Genomic DNA, 16,661 nt, shown 5'->3' with positions numbered 1-16,661 from the left:
CGAAGCGGTGGGCGGCACCTGAAATTGCTCGGGTGGTTGGCCGCTTCGCCTTGATCTAAGGCGTGTGCCGTCTCGGCAGATGAATATCGACCGTGCTGTATAAGACACCGAAAAATAGGCGATGAGTCGAAACCCTATCGCTCGGTTTCTCGACAAGACCGAGGGCACGCCGTGGGATCAAATCGTCGGGAAGTACACCGGCAGCATCTATGACGCGCCATTCGGCAGCGAATCGCTTGGCACGCCGGGCGTGCTCGAGCTGACCGCCTATTCCAGCACGCTGGACAGCGAGAACCGGTCACTCAGCGTGACGTCGACGATCAACACCATCTACGGCACCATCACCGTTCAGGACGCGAGACGACTGCGCTGCCTGACTGAGCTGTTATCAGACCTATGGCCGCCTTCGGTCGGCTTTTTCCGGCGAAACGACCGCGTTGGATCGACACGGCCGTCAACCCGCAGACGCTCGCGGACAGCGTCATCGATTGAGCGGCACCGAGAGGAAGTCGAGCTTGGAATCGAGACGATCATGACGCCGTGCCAATGCCAGGACTGGCTGGCGTATCGCATGCCGTTGAGAGACATTCCCAATCAGGCTGGACTTCTCCAGGCGGTTGTCTGGCCGCTGCAGCCCACCATTTGGCATTCATCTTGCGGAAAACAAGTCTGCAGCTCTCAAGCATGGTCCAGTGACGAGGGTCTGTATCACTGCGGCGACGAGGAGAGATCCGAACAAGACAGTAGATGTCAGCACAAAGGTGTTCCAGATGGGATGGAGCTCTGTCATCTTGAACACCGTGTCGCGCAGCCACACCAAAATCAATGGATGTACCAGATAGATTTCGTAAGAGTACTTGGAGATCGTGCTCATCAACCGGTCTAGGATCGCACCGTCAGCGGGTAGGTGCTTCGCGCCCATAAATAACCCGAACACACCGAACGCTAGGGCATACATGTTGAGGCCTTGATCGAAGATGCCGATTTGCAGATGCGCTGCACGCGCGAAGAAGGTCGAAATGAATCCAAATACCGTCAATCCGAAGAAGGCGAGGCTGTACTGATGAGCATCTAGCCTTGTAATCGCATAGCCGCCGACGAAGTACAGTAGCCAAGGGCTCACCAGGAAAAGCGCGCCATTGATTCCAATTCCCGCGAGATGCGAGAACTGCCGGACCTGCAAGATGGCTAGCAAGACCAGTATTCCCGTCCATAGCGTTCTAGTTGGAACACGACTGATCGCGATCGACAGGAAGGGAGCTATGAAGTAGAGGCCAATAAGGGAATATACAAACCAAAGATGGTAGAATTGCGGTTCGCGAACTAGCGCTATCACGAGGTCGCTGAAGGACATCGGCGAAGGCTTCTCGACCGTGTGCACGTAGACGTAGTACGCTGCTGAGTAGAGGACGAATGGTATTAGGATTTTCGGGAAGCGCTTCAGATAAAAGCGGCTCACCGAGTCATAAGGCTTGGCCAAGAGCAGTGCGCCACTGAGCATGAAGAACAGCGGCAAGCCAACCCGTACCGTCGTGTCCATAATGCCACCCGCGATACCGGTCGGGCTCCAGATGGCAGGCTTTTGAAAAAAAGGCCCATGCGTGTGGATGCCAATTACGCAGATGGCTGAGAAAGCCCGCAAGTAGTCCAGGTATTTTTGTCTTGTCATTATCGAAGAACGTTATTGCGGCCACCTATTGTGGCGCTTTCATGCCCGCCTTGAGCGGGTTTTTTCATTTTCGGGGAATTGCACGTCCGAACCTATCACCGGCAGCGCCGCAGGCGTAGCAGGCTGGAAACTCATCGGCGGTTTGGTCGGCGCCAAGCTGGTCCCCATCGTTGTGATGTGCATGACCAGGCCGCGCAGCGATTCCGAATGGGCGGTCGCATTGATCAGCACCGGCGCCGGATCAATTTACGGGTGCGCCGCCGTCGTCATGACGTTCAGGCTTAAGTCTTGGATGCAGGAGTAAGTAGGATTGACTTCGCTGGGCTCTTTCGATCGACTGATGAAGAGTTTCATCTGCCTCACCTGCGCGTGCATACAGTACCGTATGAGACGCTGCATTTTTGGAATTTACCCGGAACGATATTGGAAGCACTTGCTTCCGGACGAAAAAAAGGGCCTACGCCGAAGACGTAAGCCCTTGATTCCACCACTTGTTCTACTGCCTAAAACACCTTGCAAAACTGGTCGGAGCGATAGGATTCGAACCTACGACCCTCTGATCCCAAATCAGATGCGCTACCAGGCTGCGCTACGCTCCGAAGCCGGCGATTCTAGCCCGGGACGGCTCGTGCGGTCAATCACGGCGTGCAATAAGCATTCCTGATGCCAAAATGTGACGTCATCGCCGCTGCGCCCAACACCCCGCTTCAGCGGGGCGCTTTAGGCTTGACTTGGTTCCGGGCGCTGACATAATCCGCACACCGCAAAGGTCCGACCGGCGCACGTCGCCGGGTTGCTGTTCCCATCCGGACCCGGTCCCGACTATCACAACAATGGTGCGCCAGCCGCCGCGAGCGACGCGAGCGGCGCGGCAGTGCCTGAGCCACGCCCCACCGGTGCCCTTGCGGCCACCGGCTGCCCAGGGCGCCCGGAACCTGCGGAAACAAAACAGGACGGCCATCGCAGGCCGCAAACAGAAGGTGGTTTCCCAGTGCCGCGCGGAGCACTTGGCGATGCCTTTGTGAACGGGAAGGAAGATGTTTCAGTCGCAGGTGGTAGTGCTGATCGCAGGCCTGTTTGCGCTGCAGATGGCGGTCGTCTGTGCCGTGTTGCGGCGCGCGCCGGGCATGGAGCGCAGCGGGCTGACCTCRTGGGCGCTGGGGGACCTGATTGTCACGCTCGCGGTGGTGCTGCTGGCGGCCCATGCGTGGCGTCCCGAATGGCCACTCCATGGCCTGCCCGAGCTGGCGTTGAGCGTGGGATTGTCGATGATGGTCTACGGTACGCGCCATTTCGTCGGCAAGCCGGGCCGGGGCAGGGTGCTGGCCATCGCCAACCTGCCGGCCCTGGTCGCGGTGGGGGCCCATGCGGCCAGCCACCTCGCGCCGGCCACGCTGCCGGAGTCGGCGGCGTTCGGGGTGTCGCTCTCGCTGGCGGCCGCCTGTATTCAAATACTGTTGTCGATCGAGATCATCCGCATCACGGCGCCGTGCGTGGCGGAGAAGCGGGGCACCGGGCGGCTGGCCGCGCTGTGCCTCTGCTTCGTGGCGCTGGCCTGTGCCGCCCTGGCAGCCATGCAGGCGCTGCCGATGCTGGAGGCGCTGGGCCAGGTTCGCTCGCACGCGCCGGTCGATGCCGATGGCGGCGTCACAGTCTGGTTCGTGTTCGGCGTAGTGGGGTTGTCGGTCAGCTTCGCGCTGATGGCACACGACCGGCTGCGCCGCATGCTGGAGCGCCGTGCGCGGCACGACGACCTGACCGACGTGCTCTCGCGCGGCGCGTTCTGGGAGGAACTCGAGCTGGCCTGCAAGCAGGCGGAACGCACGCGCCAGTCGTTCACCGTGGCGTTCATCGACCTCGATCACTTCAAGGCCATCAACGACCTCTACGGCCATCTGGCCGGCGACAGCGTGCTGCGCCACTTCGCCGGCCTGCTGCGCAAGGCAGCGCCGGCGGGTGCGGTGCTGGGGCGACTGGGCGGCGAGGAGTTCGCCATCGTCCTGCCCGATACCGCGATGGAGGCGGGCCGCGCCGTGAGCCTGCGCCTGAACGCGATCGTGCGCGGCGCGCCGTGCCCCTCGGAACCGGACCCGATTGCCTACACCGTCAGTATTGGCATGGCCGAGCGGCAGGCGGGCGAGAATGCCGATGCCGTCATGCGTCGGGCCGACCGCGCGCTGTACGACGCCAAGCAGATGGGCCGCAACTGCGTGTCGTCGCACGACAGCGGCGAGCCGGTCGGCATGCCGCGCCGGCCCCGTGTGCGCGAACGCGAATCCAACTGATTTCGCGCGCGCGGTGGAGTAGAATGCTGGCCTTGCCGCCACGGCAAGGCTCGTGGCGCCCCGGCCGCCCTTAGCTCAGTTGGATAGAGCACTCGCCTTCTAAGCGAGCGGTCAGAGGTTCGAATCCTCTAGGGCGGGCCAAGTCTTCACGCGGAAGGGTTCACGGCGGCGCCGTGCTTTCCACCTCCAGGGCGGGCATCCAGCTACCGGGTGCCGGCGCCCGCCGTACCGTCCCTCTTACCGTTGCCCGTCGGCCCACCAGTGGCCGCGCCAGCGCGACGCTGATCCCGGTCAATTCCCATACCGTCTGATCGTCCACCTGCAGCACAGCCATGGGGTGGGGCGCATTGCCGATGATCCGAACCTCGCCCGTGAGCGCGATGCGCGCGCCCACCGCCGGAGGCGGCGTCGCCCCGACGCAGGCGGCGAGGCAACCGGCGGCCGCCATCACCAGAAGGCCGCGCTTCGTCACCCCCCTCATTGGATGACCACCGACAGCGCGGTGCCGGGCGGCACGCTCACCCGTTCGCTATAGATCCCATGCATCGCCGGCCGGACGATGGGAATGCTCGCATACGGCTGCAGCTGCGTCGGCACGGTTTGCGTCAGCGCGCGGAGTCCGGCCAGGTTCTGCGGATCGATCACCGGCAGTCGCAGCGCGCCATCGACGCGCGCCGGAAAACCGTAGCCAGCGGGGCTGTCGGTGGCCCGCATCAGCGACCCGGCGGTCGCCGAGAAGCGGCGAAGCTGCTCGCCGAGTCCCGCGCCGGTAGCTTCGGCCCGGATCGCCGCATCAAGGACTTCCAGTGACTTCTCGCTGCTCACGTCGCGCAACAGCCGCGAGAAGAACCCAGCGCCAAGCTGGCGATTGAGAAACCCGCCCAGCGAGCCCGACACCGAATAGCTCTCGCACGTCTCCCCGAACGGCTCCCACGTGGTCAGGCTGCAGTTGTACATGCCGTTGCGGATCCTGACGTAGTCGCGGAACCGGACATCGCGAATATCGTTGACGGCCGGGTCGATGGCGTGCCCGGCGAAGTCCTCCATCATCATCGCGGTGGCTTCKTCGAKCCAGRTATCGAACAGATACTTCGGGCCGTGGCCAGCGCCCCGGCGGTAGAAGTTCTGCAAGTGCATGCCTTCGTGGGCCATGGTGCTGGCAGCCTGCTTCAGCGCGGCGTCGCCCGCCGCGTACAGCGATTCCGAATTCAGGAAGAAGCCCACCGCTTCGTTGCTATGAGGGAGTCCGGCGCTGCGCCGGATCACGTCGCGCGAATAGAAATAGCCCATCAGCCGCGCGGACGGGTTGTCGCTCGTCAGCTTGAGGATGACGATATCGAGCGGCTGGCCGGCACCCGGGATYAACTCCGCATACCCATGCGCGCCCCAGAGCGGCCCGCCGACGTGCGTCAGCAGGTCATAGACCTTGCCCGGCCCCAGGAAACTGGCGGCAAGCGCGTSGATGGTGGCGTCACTGACTTTTGCAGGACCGCGCTCGGCATCCTCGATCCAGAAATTGACGACCGTGCCGTCGCTGGCCTGTGACTGGCGCAACAGCGTCGCCATATGCGGCTGGTCTTCCGCGTCATGCCAGGTGCGGGACTCGTTGAGCACGRCCTGCCGCGGGGCGATCCGAGCTTCCCGCGCCTCCAGCGCYGCCAGCGGRCGYGTGGCYGCCAGYCGGGCCCAGCCATGGGCGTTGAATTCGCCGACGCGCCGCATGACGGCGCTGTCCTCTCCATCGAGACGCCACGTCTTGCCGACCGCCGACGCGGATGCCTTGGGCACCAGCGGGAGGGCCGGCATCGCCTGCGGCTCGGCGCCCTGATTGGTGAAGACCAGCGTGACGTCGTGTCCGGAGAGCCCCCGGATAYTGACCGGCACATCGACCGGGGCGGCCGTGGCGTTCACATGCCGCCAGACCCCCACRCTGGTTCCGGCATACGTATTGGCGCCCAGCGCGCCACAGCCGGTGCACGCCACCGACAGCAGGTCACCCGGAGGTTGGGGCGCCGTCGGGGCAGGYGGGGTGGGTGGGATGGGCGGCGCAGTGGGGTGGTCGGACCCGCCATCACCCCCGCACGCGGCAAGGCCGCCAACCATGCAGCACGCCAAGGCCAGCTTCTTCATCATGACTCCTTTCCTCTTCGTATGGGAAAGGAAGCTTTTTCCATGGACCGCCGGCTAGGCGCTTGATCTGAATCAGCGGGCCGCAGAGATTCGCAATTGTTCTATCCGAAGGCCCCCGCGAGACATTGCGGGTTGGAACATTTCCCACTTTTTCGCCTATTCTTGGGAGGCGCTTGATGCTCCGCATTGATGCCAATGTGACGCCCTATTGGCAGGACTCTCGGCAGGATGATTGRTAGGCAGCAGCGCGCAAGATCAACCCCTCACCCGGTTTCGGCGCTCATGGGTAACAGCCAAAGCCTTCAAATCCTGTGGCAGGACGGCGAGCACGTTTTCTGTCGAGGCCAGCGCCCGGGCAMTGACGRCGCCGACATCGTCCTGATCGTCCGGCCCGCCGCCGACTATCCATCGTCCGCCAGTCTCGACCGCCTTGCTCACGAATTCAGGCTGAAGGATGAACTCGACAGCGCGTGGGCGGTGCGGCCSCTSGAGCTTCTGCGCGAGGATGGCCGGACCTCGCTGGTGCTGGAAGACCCGGGCGGCGAGCCGCTCGAGCTGCTGCTCGGCGCGCCCATGGAGACGGGCAGGGTCTTGCGCTTCGCTGCCGGCATCGCGGCGGCGCTGGGCCAGTTCCATCAGCGCGGCCTGGTCCATAAGGACTTCAAGCCTGCCCATGTTCTCGTGAATGGCACGGACGGACGCGCGCGACTCACCGGCTTCGGCATCGCCTCGCGGCTGCCGCGCGAGCATCAGGCACCCGAGCCGCCCGAAACGATCGCCGGCACGCTCGCCTACATGGCGCCCGAGCAGACCGGTCGGATGAATCGCTCCATCGATTCGCGCAGCGACCTTTATTCGCTCGGTGTGGTGATCTACCAGATGCTCACCGGTGTCCTGCCGTTTTCGGCGAGCGAGCCGATGGAATGGGTGCACTGCCACATCGCCCGAAAGCCGATGCCGCCCAGCGAGCGCCTGACGTCGATACCGGCCCCGCTTTGCCAGATCGTCATGAAGCTGCTCGCCAAGACGGCGGAAGAGCGCTACCAGACTGCGGCCGGTGTCGAGCAGGATCTGCGACGCTGCCTGGCTGCCTGGGAGRGCCATCGCCAGATCGATGGTTTCCCGCTTGGCGAGCACGACACGCCCGACCGTCTGGTGATTCCCGAGAAGCTGTACGGCAGGGAGCGCGARGTCAACAGGTTGCTGGCGGCCTTCAACCGCGTGATCACGCGCGGCGCACCGGAACTTGTGCTGGTCTCGGGATACTCCGGCATCGGCAAGACCGCCGTCGTCAACGAGTTGCACAAGGTACTGGTGCCGCCACGGGGGCTCTTTGCCGCAGGCAAGTTCGACCAGTACAAGCGCGACATTCCTTATTCGACCTTGGTGCAGGCGTTCCAGAGTCTGGTGCGGCCGCTGCTTGGTAAGCGGGACGCCGAACTGGCGAGCTGGCGCGCCGCGCTGCTGGAAGCCCTGGAGCCGAATGCACGGCTCATGACCGACCTCATCCCCGAGCTGAAGCTCATCATCGGCGAACAACCGCCGGTGCCGGAGCTTGAGCCGCAGCAGGCGCAACGCCGCTTTCAACTGGTCTTACGCCGATTCATCGGTGTCTTCGCCCGGCCGGAACACCCGCTGGCACTCTTCCTCGATGATCTGCAATGGCTGGACACGGCAACGCTCGACTTGCTGGAGGATGTGCTGGCGCGGTCGGACTTGCAGCACCTGATGGTGATCGGCGCCTATCGGGACAATGAGGTGGATGCCGCCCATCCCCTGACGCACAAGTTGCAGGCGATCCGGAGCGCTCGCGGAACGGTGGAGGAGATCACCCTGGCGCCGCTTGGCCGTGAACACCTCGGGCAGCTGATTGCCGATGCCGTGTGCTGCGACACGACGCGCGTGGCATCGCTGGCGCAGCTGGTGCATGAGAAGACGGCCGGCAATCCGTTCTTCGTGATTCAGTTTCTCTACGCGCTGGCCGAGGAGCGCTTGTTCCACTTCGACCATGACACGAAGGGCTGGTCCTGGCATCTCGATCGCATTCATGCCAAGGGCTACACCGACAATGTCGTGGATCTGATGGTGGGCAAACTGAGCCGTCTGCCGAGCGAGACACAGCAGGCGTTGCAGCAGCTGGCCTGCCTCGGCAACATCGCCGAGATCACGATGTTGTCCACCGTGCTGGTGATTCCGGAGAAGGAGGTCCATGCGGTGCTCTGGGAGGCCGTCCGCCTGGAACTGGTCGAGCGGCTGGAGGGCGCTTACCGGTTTATCCATGACCGCGTGCAGGAAGCCGCCTATTCGCTGATCCCGAAAGCGATGCGCGCCGAGGTGCATCTGCGGATCGGCCGCTTGCTGGTCGCCCGAACGCCCATCGGGCAGCAGGAGGCCGCGATCTTCGAGATCGTCAATCAGCTCAACCGCGGCGCTGCGCTGATCACGGCGCAAGCGGAGCGGGACCAGCTCGCCGGGCTCAACCTGATGGCGGGGAAGCGTGCCAAGGGTTCTACCGCCTATGCCTCGGCGCTCACCTATCTCAATATCGGCGTGGCGCTGTTGGGGGAGGATAGCTGGGAGCGCCAGCACGAGATGCTCTTCGCGCTGGAGCTGAACCGGGCCGAATGCACCTTCCTGACCGGTGAACTCTCGGTTGCGGATGAGGAATTGGCGGCACTGTCAGGTCACGCCGCGACGACGGTCGAACAAGCCATCGTGGCCTGCCTGCACATGGATGTCTGCCTGGTGCTCGATCAGAGCAGCCGYGCGATCAATGTCGGCCTCAATTGCCTCCGRMATTTCGGCATCGATTGGTCACCCCATCCGGACGGCGACGAGGTACGGCGCGAATACGGGCGCATCGGGTCGGCGCTTGAGGATCGGGAAATCGAGGCGCTTATCGACATGCCGCTGATGGAGGACCCTGCCTCCCTGGCCACCGTCGATGTGCTGATGAAGCTCTGGACGCCGGCCTTGTACACCGATGAAAACCTGGCTTCGCTGACGATCTGCAAGGCGGTCGGCCTGAGCCTGGAGCACGGCAATTGCGATGCTTCGTGCTTCGCCTACGTCATCCTCATCCGCATTGCAGGGCCGCATTTCGGCGACTACAAGACGGGGTTCCGGTTCGGTCAGCTTGGCTACGACCTCGTGGAGCGGCGCGGGCTTAAGCGCCTCGAGGCGAGAACCTTTGTTTGCTTCGCGCTGTTTGTCGTGCCCTGGATGAAGCACGTGGGGGCTTGCCGTGATCTGCAACGCCGCGCCTTCGATGCGGCAAACCGCGTCGGGGATCTCCAGTATGCAACCTACACGCGCAACGATCTGAACTCGAACCTGATCTTCTCCGGCGATTCGCTGTGCGACGCGCTGGCCGAAGCCGAGCACGGCCTGGCGTTCGCCGAGAAATCGCGGTTCGGTCTCGCCATCGACATCATCGCCACGCAAGTCGCGCTGATGCGCACGCTGCGGGGGCTCACGCCCAAGTTTGGTTGCCTCGACGACGCGCAGTTTGATGAGGCGCGGATCGAGCGGCGTTTCTCGGAGAACCCGGATCTGGCGATTGCGGCGTGCTGGTACTGGATCCGGAAGCTACAGGCGCGCTGTATCGCCGGCGACCACGCGGCGGCCATGGACGCCGCTGCGAAGGCAAAAGGACTGCTCTGGACCACGGCCTCGTTTTTCGAGGAAGCCGAATACTATTTCTATGGGGCGCTGTCGCACGCCGCCTGCGCCGATGCCACATCCGGCGATGCGCGGCAAGCGCACCTGACGGCGCTGGCTGGGCATCACGGGCAACTGACGGTCTGGGCGGAGCATTGCCCGGAAAATTTCGAGAATCGCGCCGCGCTGGTGGGCGCGGAGATCGCCCGGATTGAAGGCCGCGAACTTGATGCGATGCGGCTCTACGAACTGGCGATCCGCTCGGCGCGCGCCAACGGTTTCGTGCACGTGGAAGCGCTCGCCAACGAGCTTGCCGCGCGATTCTACGCGGCGCGTGAGTTCGCGGTCATCGCCGAGACCTACTTGCGCCATGCGCACTACAGCTACCTGCGCTGGCGAGCCGATGGGAAGGCGCGGCAACTTGAGCAGATGCACCCGCACCTCAGAACGGAAGCGTTTGCCCCCGGCCCGACGGGCACGATCACGACGCCCGTCGAACACCTTGATCTCTCGACCGTGATCAAGGTGTCGCAGATGGTCTCCGGTGTGATCGTCCTGGAAAAGCTGATCGAGATGGTCATGCGTACGGCGATTGAGCAGGCGGGCGCCGAACGCGGGGTATTGATCCTTCCGGATGCCGGCGAACAGCGGATCACTGCGGAGGCAACGATCGACGGGGAGATGGTCGCCGTGCATCTCCACGACCAGCCCATGACCGATGCGGTGCTGCCGGAGTCTGTTCTCAACTACGTCCTGCGGACGCGGGAGAGCGTCATCCTCGACGATGCCGTGGCGGATCCCACATTTGCGGCCGATCCTTACATCGCACAGCATCGCGCCCGTTCCATTCTCTGCTTGCCGCTGATGAATCAGGCGAGGCTCACTGGCGCGCTCTATCTCGAAAACCATCTCACGACCCATGTGTTCACTCCCGCCCGCATTGCGATCCTGAGGCTGGTGGCCTCGCAGGCCGCGATTGCGTTGGAAAATGCCCATCTCTACCGCGAACTTGTGGAGCGTGAGGCGAAGATTCGGCGCCTTGTCGACGCCGACATCATCGGGATCGTCGTCTGGACTGTGGAGGGCGACGTTCTCGAGGCCAATGATGCGTTTCTTCGCATGGTGGGATACGCGCGCGACGATCTCATCGCAGGTAGCGTGCGCTGGACGGACCTGACACCACCGGAATGGCGCGAGGGCGACGAGCGCGTGCTGCAAGAGATCAGGGAGATGGGAAGCGCGCCGCCGTTCGAGAAGGAGTTTGTCAGGAAGGACGGCAGCCGCGTGCCCGTCTTGATCGGTGCAGCCACCTTCGAAACCGGCCGAAGGGAGGGCGTCGCTTTCGTGCTCGACCTGAGCGAGCGCAAGCAGGCGGAGGAAAGTATCCGGGAGGGCGAGCGACGCTATCGCGAGGCGCAGACGGAACTGGCCCATGCGAACCGCGTTGCCACAATCGGGCATCTCGGGGCCTCGATTGCGCACGAAATCAAGCAGCCGGTCGCTGCGACAGTGACCAATGCGCACGCAGCCGTGCGGTGGCTGAGGGCCGAGCCGCCCAACATCGACGAGGTCAGCGAGATACTGGGTTGCATCATCAAGGATGGCAATCGGGCGGTGGACATCATTGGCCGCATCCGTGAACTGGTGAAGAAGGCGCCGCCCCGGAAGGAGCCGCTGGACATCAACCAGGCGATCCGCGAGGTGGTCGAACTTACCCGTGCCGAAGCACGGAAGCACGACACGCTGGTGCAGACGCATCTCGCGGACCCGTTGCCGCTTGTGCAGGGAGATCGGGTCCAGTTGCAGCAAGTCCTCCTCAATCTGCTCATCAACGCCATGGAAGCGATGAGCGGCGCGAGCGACGGCGCGCGGGACTTGCTGATCAGTACGGAGAAAGCGGAGGGGAACTGCGTGCGCGTGGCGGTGAGTGATTCAGGGCCCGGCTTTGCGCCAGACGACCCCGAGCGCATCTTCGCTCCCTTCTACACGACCAAGTCCGCCGGGCTGGGGATGGGGCTGTCCATCTGCCGTTCGATCATCGACGCCCATGAGGGTCGAATGTGGGCGAGTGCGAACGTGCCCCACGGTGCGGTCTTTCAGTTCACGGTGCCCGCGGAGCCGGGCACGTCATGGTGATCCCCTGAACGGGTATCTCAGGCGATGACCGTCGGCTATGCGGCAGCCTCCTCGCGCAGGCGACGGGCTTCGTCGCGCAGGAATTGCTGGTAGTCGTCCAGATCGCCGTCGAAAGGCTCGACGCCGCCCTTGGTGACCAGCCAGAACTCATCGCATACAGCGCGCAGCAGGGCCCGGTCGTGACTGACCAGCATCACCGTGCCTTCGAATTCGTTGAGCGCCATGCCGAGCGCTTCGCGTGTGGCCAGGTCGAGGTGGTTGGTCGGCTCGTCGAGCAGCAGCAGGTTGGGGCGCTGCCACACGATCATGCACAACACGAGCCGCGCCTTTTCGCCGCCGCTCATCGTGTGCACCGCCTGATGCACCATGTCGCCACTGAAACTGAAGGTGCCGAGGAAGGTGCGCAGGGATTGCTCGGTGCCACTCTGGCCGGGGGCGCGCATGTGCGGCGGCGTGTCCTTGGCAAGGCGGATCATGTGCTCCATCGGCGTGTCGAGCGGGCGCAGCACGTCGAGTTCCTGCTGTGCGAAGTAGCCGATGTTCAGGCCCTTGCCTTCGCTGATTTCACCGGCAACCGGCGCCAGCGCGTGYGCCACCGTCTTCACCAGCGTGGACTTGCCCTGGCCGTTCGCACCGAGAATGCCGATGCGCTGCCCCGCCAGCACGGAACGGTTGATGCCCTTCACGATGACCGTGGGCGGCGTGCCCGGGAGTGCGTCGGTCGGCGCCGGGTAGCCGAAGCTCGCGTCCAGCATCGACAACAGCGGGTTCGGGACGTTGAGAGGCTCCTTGAACTCGAACGTGAATTCCGCATCGGCAAGCACAGGGGCGATCTTCTCCATGCGTTCGAGCGCCTTGACCCGGCTCTGCGCCTGCTTCGCCTTCGAGGCCTTGGCCTTGAAACGGTCGATGAATTTCTGCAGGTGGGCGATCTTGTCGGCCTGCCTGGCCACCGCGGCCTGCTGCAATAGAAGCTGCTCGGCGCGCATGTCTTCGAACTTGCTGTAGTTGCCGCCGTAACGCACGAGCTTGGCGTTGTCGACGTGCACCGTCACCTGCGTCACGGCGTCGAGGAACTCGCGGTCGTGGCTGATCACCACCATGGTGCCCTGATAGCGCTTGAGCCAGGCTTCCAGCCAGACCAGTGCGTCGAGGTCCAAGTGATTGGTCGGTTCGTCGAGCAGCAGCAGGTCGGACGGGCACATCAGCGCGCGCGCCAGTTGCAGGCGCATGCGCCAGCCGCCGGAGAAGCTGTTGACCGGCTGGCTAAGCTGCGCACCACTGAAGCCAAGGCCCAGGATCAGCGCCTGGGCACGTGCGGGGGCATCGTGTGCACCAGCGTCGTGCAGGGCCATATAGGCGTGCGCCATGCGCATGCCATCGTCGCTGGCCTCGGCGGCGTCGACTTCGGCCTGCGCGGCCAACAGCACGGTGTCACCCTCGACGACAAAGTCGGTAGCGCTCTGCTCGGTCTCCGGCATCTCCTGCGCAACCTGGCCCATCCTCCACGCAGCAGGAATCGAGAACTCGCCGCTGTCTTCGTGCAGCGTGCCGTTGAGAAGGGCGAAGAAGGACGACTTGCCGGCGCCATTGCGGCCGACAAGACCGATCTTTTCGCCGGGGTTGAATGTGACGGACGCGCGGTCGAGCACGACATTGACGCCGCGACGCAGCGTGACATTACGAACGGAAATCATGGGGAGCCACTTCGGAGAGGACTGCCATGATAGCCGACCGGGCGTGTGACGGTTGTTATTTGTTGCGGTGCAACAATRGCAATCGGCGGAAAATCGACGATGAACGCCCAAAAAAAAAGCGCCCCAACTGGGGCGCTCTTGATGGCCGCGGGCCGCGCGCCGGGATTACGCCCCCACGCCCCCCGCGCCGACGATGTTGAAGCCACCGTCGACGTAGGTGATCTCGCCCGTCACGCCGCTGGACAGATCGGACAGCAGGAAGGCGGCCACGTTGCCGACTTCGTCGATCGTCACGTTGCGGCGCAGCGGGGCGGCTTCCTCGAAATGCCTGAGGAGCTTGCCGAAGTCCTTGATGCCGGACGCAGCCAGCGTCTTGATCGGGCCTGCCGAGATGCCGTTGGCGCGGATCCCGCGCTCGCCCACGGCTTCGGCCAGGTAGCGCACGCTCGCCTCGAGCGACGCCTTGGCCAGGCCCATCGTGTTGTAGTTCGGAACCACGCGTTCGGCGCCGAGATAGGTCAGCGTGAGCAGCGATGCCTTGTCGGACAGCAGCGGCAGCGCAGCCTTGGCCAGTGCCGGGAAGCTGTAGGCCGAGATGTCATGCGCGATGCGGAAGCCTTCGCGCGACAGCCCGTCCAGGAAATTGCCGGCGATGGCTTCGCGCGGCGCAAAGCCGATCGAATGCACCAAACCGTCGAATTTTTCCCAGCGCTGCCCCAGAGCGGCGAAAGTCGCGGTAATCTGCTCATCGCTGCCCACGTCGCACTCATAGATCATGTCGGAGCCGAATTCCTTGGCGAAGTCGCTGATGCGGTCCTTGAAGCGTTCGCCGACATAGGTGAAAGCCAGCTCGGCGCCCTCGCGCTTGCACGCGGAGGCGATGCCATAGGCGATCGAGCGGTTGGACAGCAAGCCGGTGATCAGGATCCGCTTACCTGCCAGAAATCCCATAAATTCTCCAAGATATGTGAGGGTGGGGCGGGCATGTTTCATGCTCGGCCCCCGGGGCCGGTGCACGACGGGTAAAGTTCCCCGCAGTTTGTTGCGCCGCGCAGAGGGAATGTCCGGATGGCTGGGGGCCACCCGGACGCATGTAAAATTGTCGCACAACTTCGCCCGGCCACAAGACGCCGGGCATGTCCAGGTCAGAGTGGAGGTCTGCAACGGGATGCCTATTCGCGCACGTTGGCCGCTTCAGGCGGCAGGGCAGTGCTTTCGTCGTGGCGCGGTGCTGCAGAAGGTGCGGGGGCTGGCGCCATTGGCGCTTTGGATATGCGTGCTGGCCTCGGGTTTTCCCGCATTGGCGCATGCCGCGCACGGGATTGCCCTGCACGGCGACCTCAAGTATCCGGCCGATTTCAAGCAATTCGACTACGTCAACCCCGATGCGCCCCAGGGCGGCACGCTGACGCTGGCCAACCCGGACCGGCGCACGAGCTTCGACAAGTTCAATCCGTTCACGCTCAAGGGCACCTCGGCGCCCGGCCTGACCGCGCTGATGTTCGAATCGCTGTTGATCAGTAGCGCGGACGAAACCGCCAGCGCCTATGGCCTGCTGGCCGACGACGTCACCGTGGCGCCCGACGCGCTGTCCGTGACCTTCCGCATCCGACCGGAGGCGCGCTTCACCAATGGCGACCCGGTCATGGCCTCGGACGTCAAGTACTCGTACGACATGCTCATGAGCAAGTCGGCCAGCCCCGGCTACCGGAGCATGTGTACCGACGTGAAGGCCGTGGTCGTGACCGGCGAGCGCACCGTCCGCTTCGACTTCAAGCAGCGCAACACGGAATTGCCGCTGATCGTCGGTTCACTGCCCGTGTTCTCGAAGAAATGGACCGCCAAGGTGCCGTTCGACAAGCTGACCTTCGAGGAACCGATCACCAGCGGCCCCTACGTCATCGACCGCTACGACGCCGGTCGCGGCATCATTTTCAAGCGAAACCCGAGCTATTGGGGCAAGGATCTGGCGGTACGGCGCGGCACGTTCAACTTCGGCCGCGTGGTCTACCGGCTCTATAAGGACGAGACGGCCAAGCTGGAGGCGTTCAAGGCCGGCGAATTCGATGCCATTGTCGAATATCGGTCGAAAAACTGGGCGAAGAGCTATGTCGGCACGCGCTTCCGCAAAGGCGAGCTGATCAAGACCGAATTCCCGCACCGCAACGGCGCCGGCATGCAGGGTTTCGTGATGAACATGCGCAAACCGGTGTTCCAGGATGTACGCGTCCGCCGCGCGCTGATCCTGGCGCTGGACTTCGAATGGCTGAACCGCCAGCTGTTCTACGGCGCGTACAAGCGGCTGGACAGCTGGTTCTCGAACAGCGAGCTGGCCGCCAGCGCGACGTTCGACAGCCGCCCGGGTCCGGGCGAGATGGCGCTGCTGGAGCCGCTGCGCGCCCAGCTGCCGGCGGAAGTGTTCGGCCTCGATGTGGTGCAGCCCACCACCAACGCACCGCGCTCGCTGCGCGACAACCTGCGCGAAGCCCGCCGCCTGCTGGCCCAGGCCGGCTGGACCTACGAGGACGGCGCGCTGCGCAACGCCAAGCGCGAGCCGCTGGTGTTCGAATTCCTCGATGACGGCGGGGCGATGAGCCGGGTGATCACCACCTATGTGCGCAACCTGGAGAAGCTTGGCATCGAGGTGCATCAGCGCACCACCGACTTTGCGCTGTATCAAAAGCGTCTCGAGGATTTCGACTTCGACATGGTGTCGATCCGCTTCCCGGACTCGCAAAGCCCCGGCAACGAGCTGCGCGACCGCTTCACGACCGAGGCCGCGACCACGCCCGGCTCGGACAACCTGTTCGGCGTGAAATCGCCTGCCATCGACAAGCTCGTGGACCACGTGCTGCACGCGCACACGCGCGACGAACTCGTCACGGCGGGTCGCGCGCTGGACCGCGTGCTGATGCACGGGTACTACATCGTGCCGAACTGGTACAGTGCCTCGCATCGCGTGGCCTATCGCAATACGATGTCCTACCCGACCCGCCTGCCGTACTTCTATACGGCGGAGGGCTGGGTTCTCTCCAACTGGTGGCGGAACGATCTGACGCCGAAGACCCAATGACGGCACTGACG

General features: G+C 63.9%; 9 protein-coding genes, 2 tRNA genes and 1 pseudogene. 5 read left to right on the top strand and 7 right to left on the bottom strand.

Annotated features, from left to right (window positions below; genetic code table 11):
* Positions 1 to 121: 121 nt before the first annotated feature.
* Positions 122 to 625: pseudogene (locus AB4Z27_RS04140) on the top strand (phage tail assembly chaperone); the annotation flags it as partial.
* A 24-nt stretch (positions 626 to 649) separates the two neighbouring features.
* Here AB4Z27_RS04140 and AB4Z27_RS04135 read toward each other — a convergent pair.
* The 3 genes from AB4Z27_RS04135 to AB4Z27_RS04125 all read right to left on the bottom strand — a co-directional run bounded on the left by AB4Z27_RS04135 (position 650) and on the right by AB4Z27_RS04125 (position 2,268).
* Positions 650 to 1,669, bottom strand: coding sequence for an acyltransferase (locus AB4Z27_RS04135; protein ID WP_441643946.1), 1,020 nt, complete (start codon positions 1,667 to 1,669; stop codon positions 650 to 652).
* A gap of 39 nt (positions 1,670 to 1,708) precedes the next feature.
* The gene (locus AB4Z27_RS04130; RefSeq protein ID WP_441643945.1) at positions 1,709 to 1,900 is read right to left on the bottom strand and encodes a hypothetical protein; all 192 of its coding nucleotides are present in this window, start codon (positions 1,898 to 1,900) and stop codon (positions 1,709 to 1,711) included.
* 291 nt (positions 1,901 to 2,191) lie between these two features.
* Positions 2,192 to 2,268: transfer RNA gene (locus AB4Z27_RS04125), tRNA-Pro, on the bottom strand.
* 438 nt (positions 2,269 to 2,706) lie between these two features.
* On the opposite strand from AB4Z27_RS04125, the gene AB4Z27_RS04120 reads away from it, so the two are divergent.
* The gene (locus AB4Z27_RS04120; RefSeq protein ID WP_441643944.1) at positions 2,707 to 3,954 is read left to right on the top strand and encodes a GGDEF domain-containing protein; all 1,248 of its coding nucleotides are present in this window, start codon (positions 2,707 to 2,709) and stop codon (positions 3,952 to 3,954) included.
* A gap of 64 nt (positions 3,955 to 4,018) precedes the next feature.
* Positions 4,019 to 4,095, top strand: a tRNA-Arg gene (locus AB4Z27_RS04115).
* Between the two features lie 19 nt (positions 4,096 to 4,114).
* Here the strand turns inward: AB4Z27_RS04115 and AB4Z27_RS04110 are convergent.
* Together AB4Z27_RS04110 and AB4Z27_RS04105 are read right to left on the bottom strand one after the other, a co-directional pair.
* On the bottom strand, positions 4,115 to 4,426 hold the full coding sequence (locus AB4Z27_RS04110) for a hypothetical protein (RefSeq protein WP_255370656.1): 312 nt from the start codon (positions 4,424 to 4,426) through the stop codon (positions 4,115 to 4,117).
* 5 nt (positions 4,427 to 4,431) lie between these two features.
* A complete protein-coding gene (locus AB4Z27_RS04105) occupies positions 4,432 to 6,087 on the bottom strand; it encodes a M30 family zinc metallopeptidase (protein ID WP_441643943.1) in 1,656 nt (551 codons plus the stop codon).
* A 279-nt stretch (positions 6,088 to 6,366) separates the two neighbouring features.
* Between AB4Z27_RS04105 and AB4Z27_RS04100 the strand changes: the two genes are divergently transcribed.
* Positions 6,367 to 11,880, top strand: coding sequence for a trifunctional serine/threonine-protein kinase/ATP-binding protein/sensor histidine kinase (locus tag AB4Z27_RS04100; RefSeq protein ID WP_441643942.1), 5,514 nt, complete (start codon positions 6,367 to 6,369; stop codon positions 11,878 to 11,880).
* A 35-nt stretch (positions 11,881 to 11,915) separates the two neighbouring features.
* Here AB4Z27_RS04100 and AB4Z27_RS04095 read toward each other — a convergent pair whose 3' ends face one another.
* Both AB4Z27_RS04095 and fabI read right to left on the bottom strand, forming a co-directional pair.
* Positions 11,916 to 13,577, bottom strand: coding sequence for an ABC-F family ATP-binding cassette domain-containing protein (locus AB4Z27_RS04095; RefSeq protein WP_092289769.1), 1,662 nt, complete (start codon positions 13,575 to 13,577; stop codon positions 11,916 to 11,918).
* A 165-nt stretch (positions 13,578 to 13,742) separates the two neighbouring features.
* Positions 13,743 to 14,528, bottom strand: a complete 786-nt coding sequence (gene fabI / locus AB4Z27_RS04090; protein WP_092289767.1) for an enoyl-ACP reductase FabI — start codon at positions 14,526 to 14,528, stop codon at positions 13,743 to 13,745.
* 217 nt (positions 14,529 to 14,745) lie between these two features.
* Here fabI and AB4Z27_RS04085 point away from each other — a divergent pair, with 217 nt between their 5' ends.
* The gene (locus AB4Z27_RS04085; RefSeq protein ID WP_092289765.1) at positions 14,746 to 16,650 is read left to right on the top strand and encodes an extracellular solute-binding protein; all 1,905 of its coding nucleotides are present in this window, start codon (positions 14,746 to 14,748) and stop codon (positions 16,648 to 16,650) included.
* Positions 16,651 to 16,661 lie beyond the last annotated feature (11 nt).

Source organism: Cupriavidus sp. KB_39 (assembly GCF_052114485.1).
Taxonomy (GTDB): Bacteria; Pseudomonadota; Gammaproteobacteria; order Burkholderiales; family Burkholderiaceae; genus Cupriavidus.
This window is presented reverse-complemented; position numbering and strand designations above follow the sequence as displayed.

What these genes read in the sequence shown, in the direction of transcription:
- AB4Z27_RS04135 (WP_441643946.1), bottom strand. Translation starts at nt 1,669, where the DNA reads ATGACAAGACAAAAATACCTGGACTACTTGCGGGCTTTCTCAGCCATC.
- fabI (WP_092289767.1), bottom strand. Translation starts at nt 14,528, where the DNA reads ATGGGATTTCTGGCAGGTAAGCGGATCCTGATCACCGGCTTGCTGTCC.
- AB4Z27_RS04085 (WP_092289765.1), top strand. Translation starts at nt 14,746, where the DNA reads ATGCCTATTCGCGCACGTTGGCCGCTTCAGGCGGCAGGGCAGTGCTTT.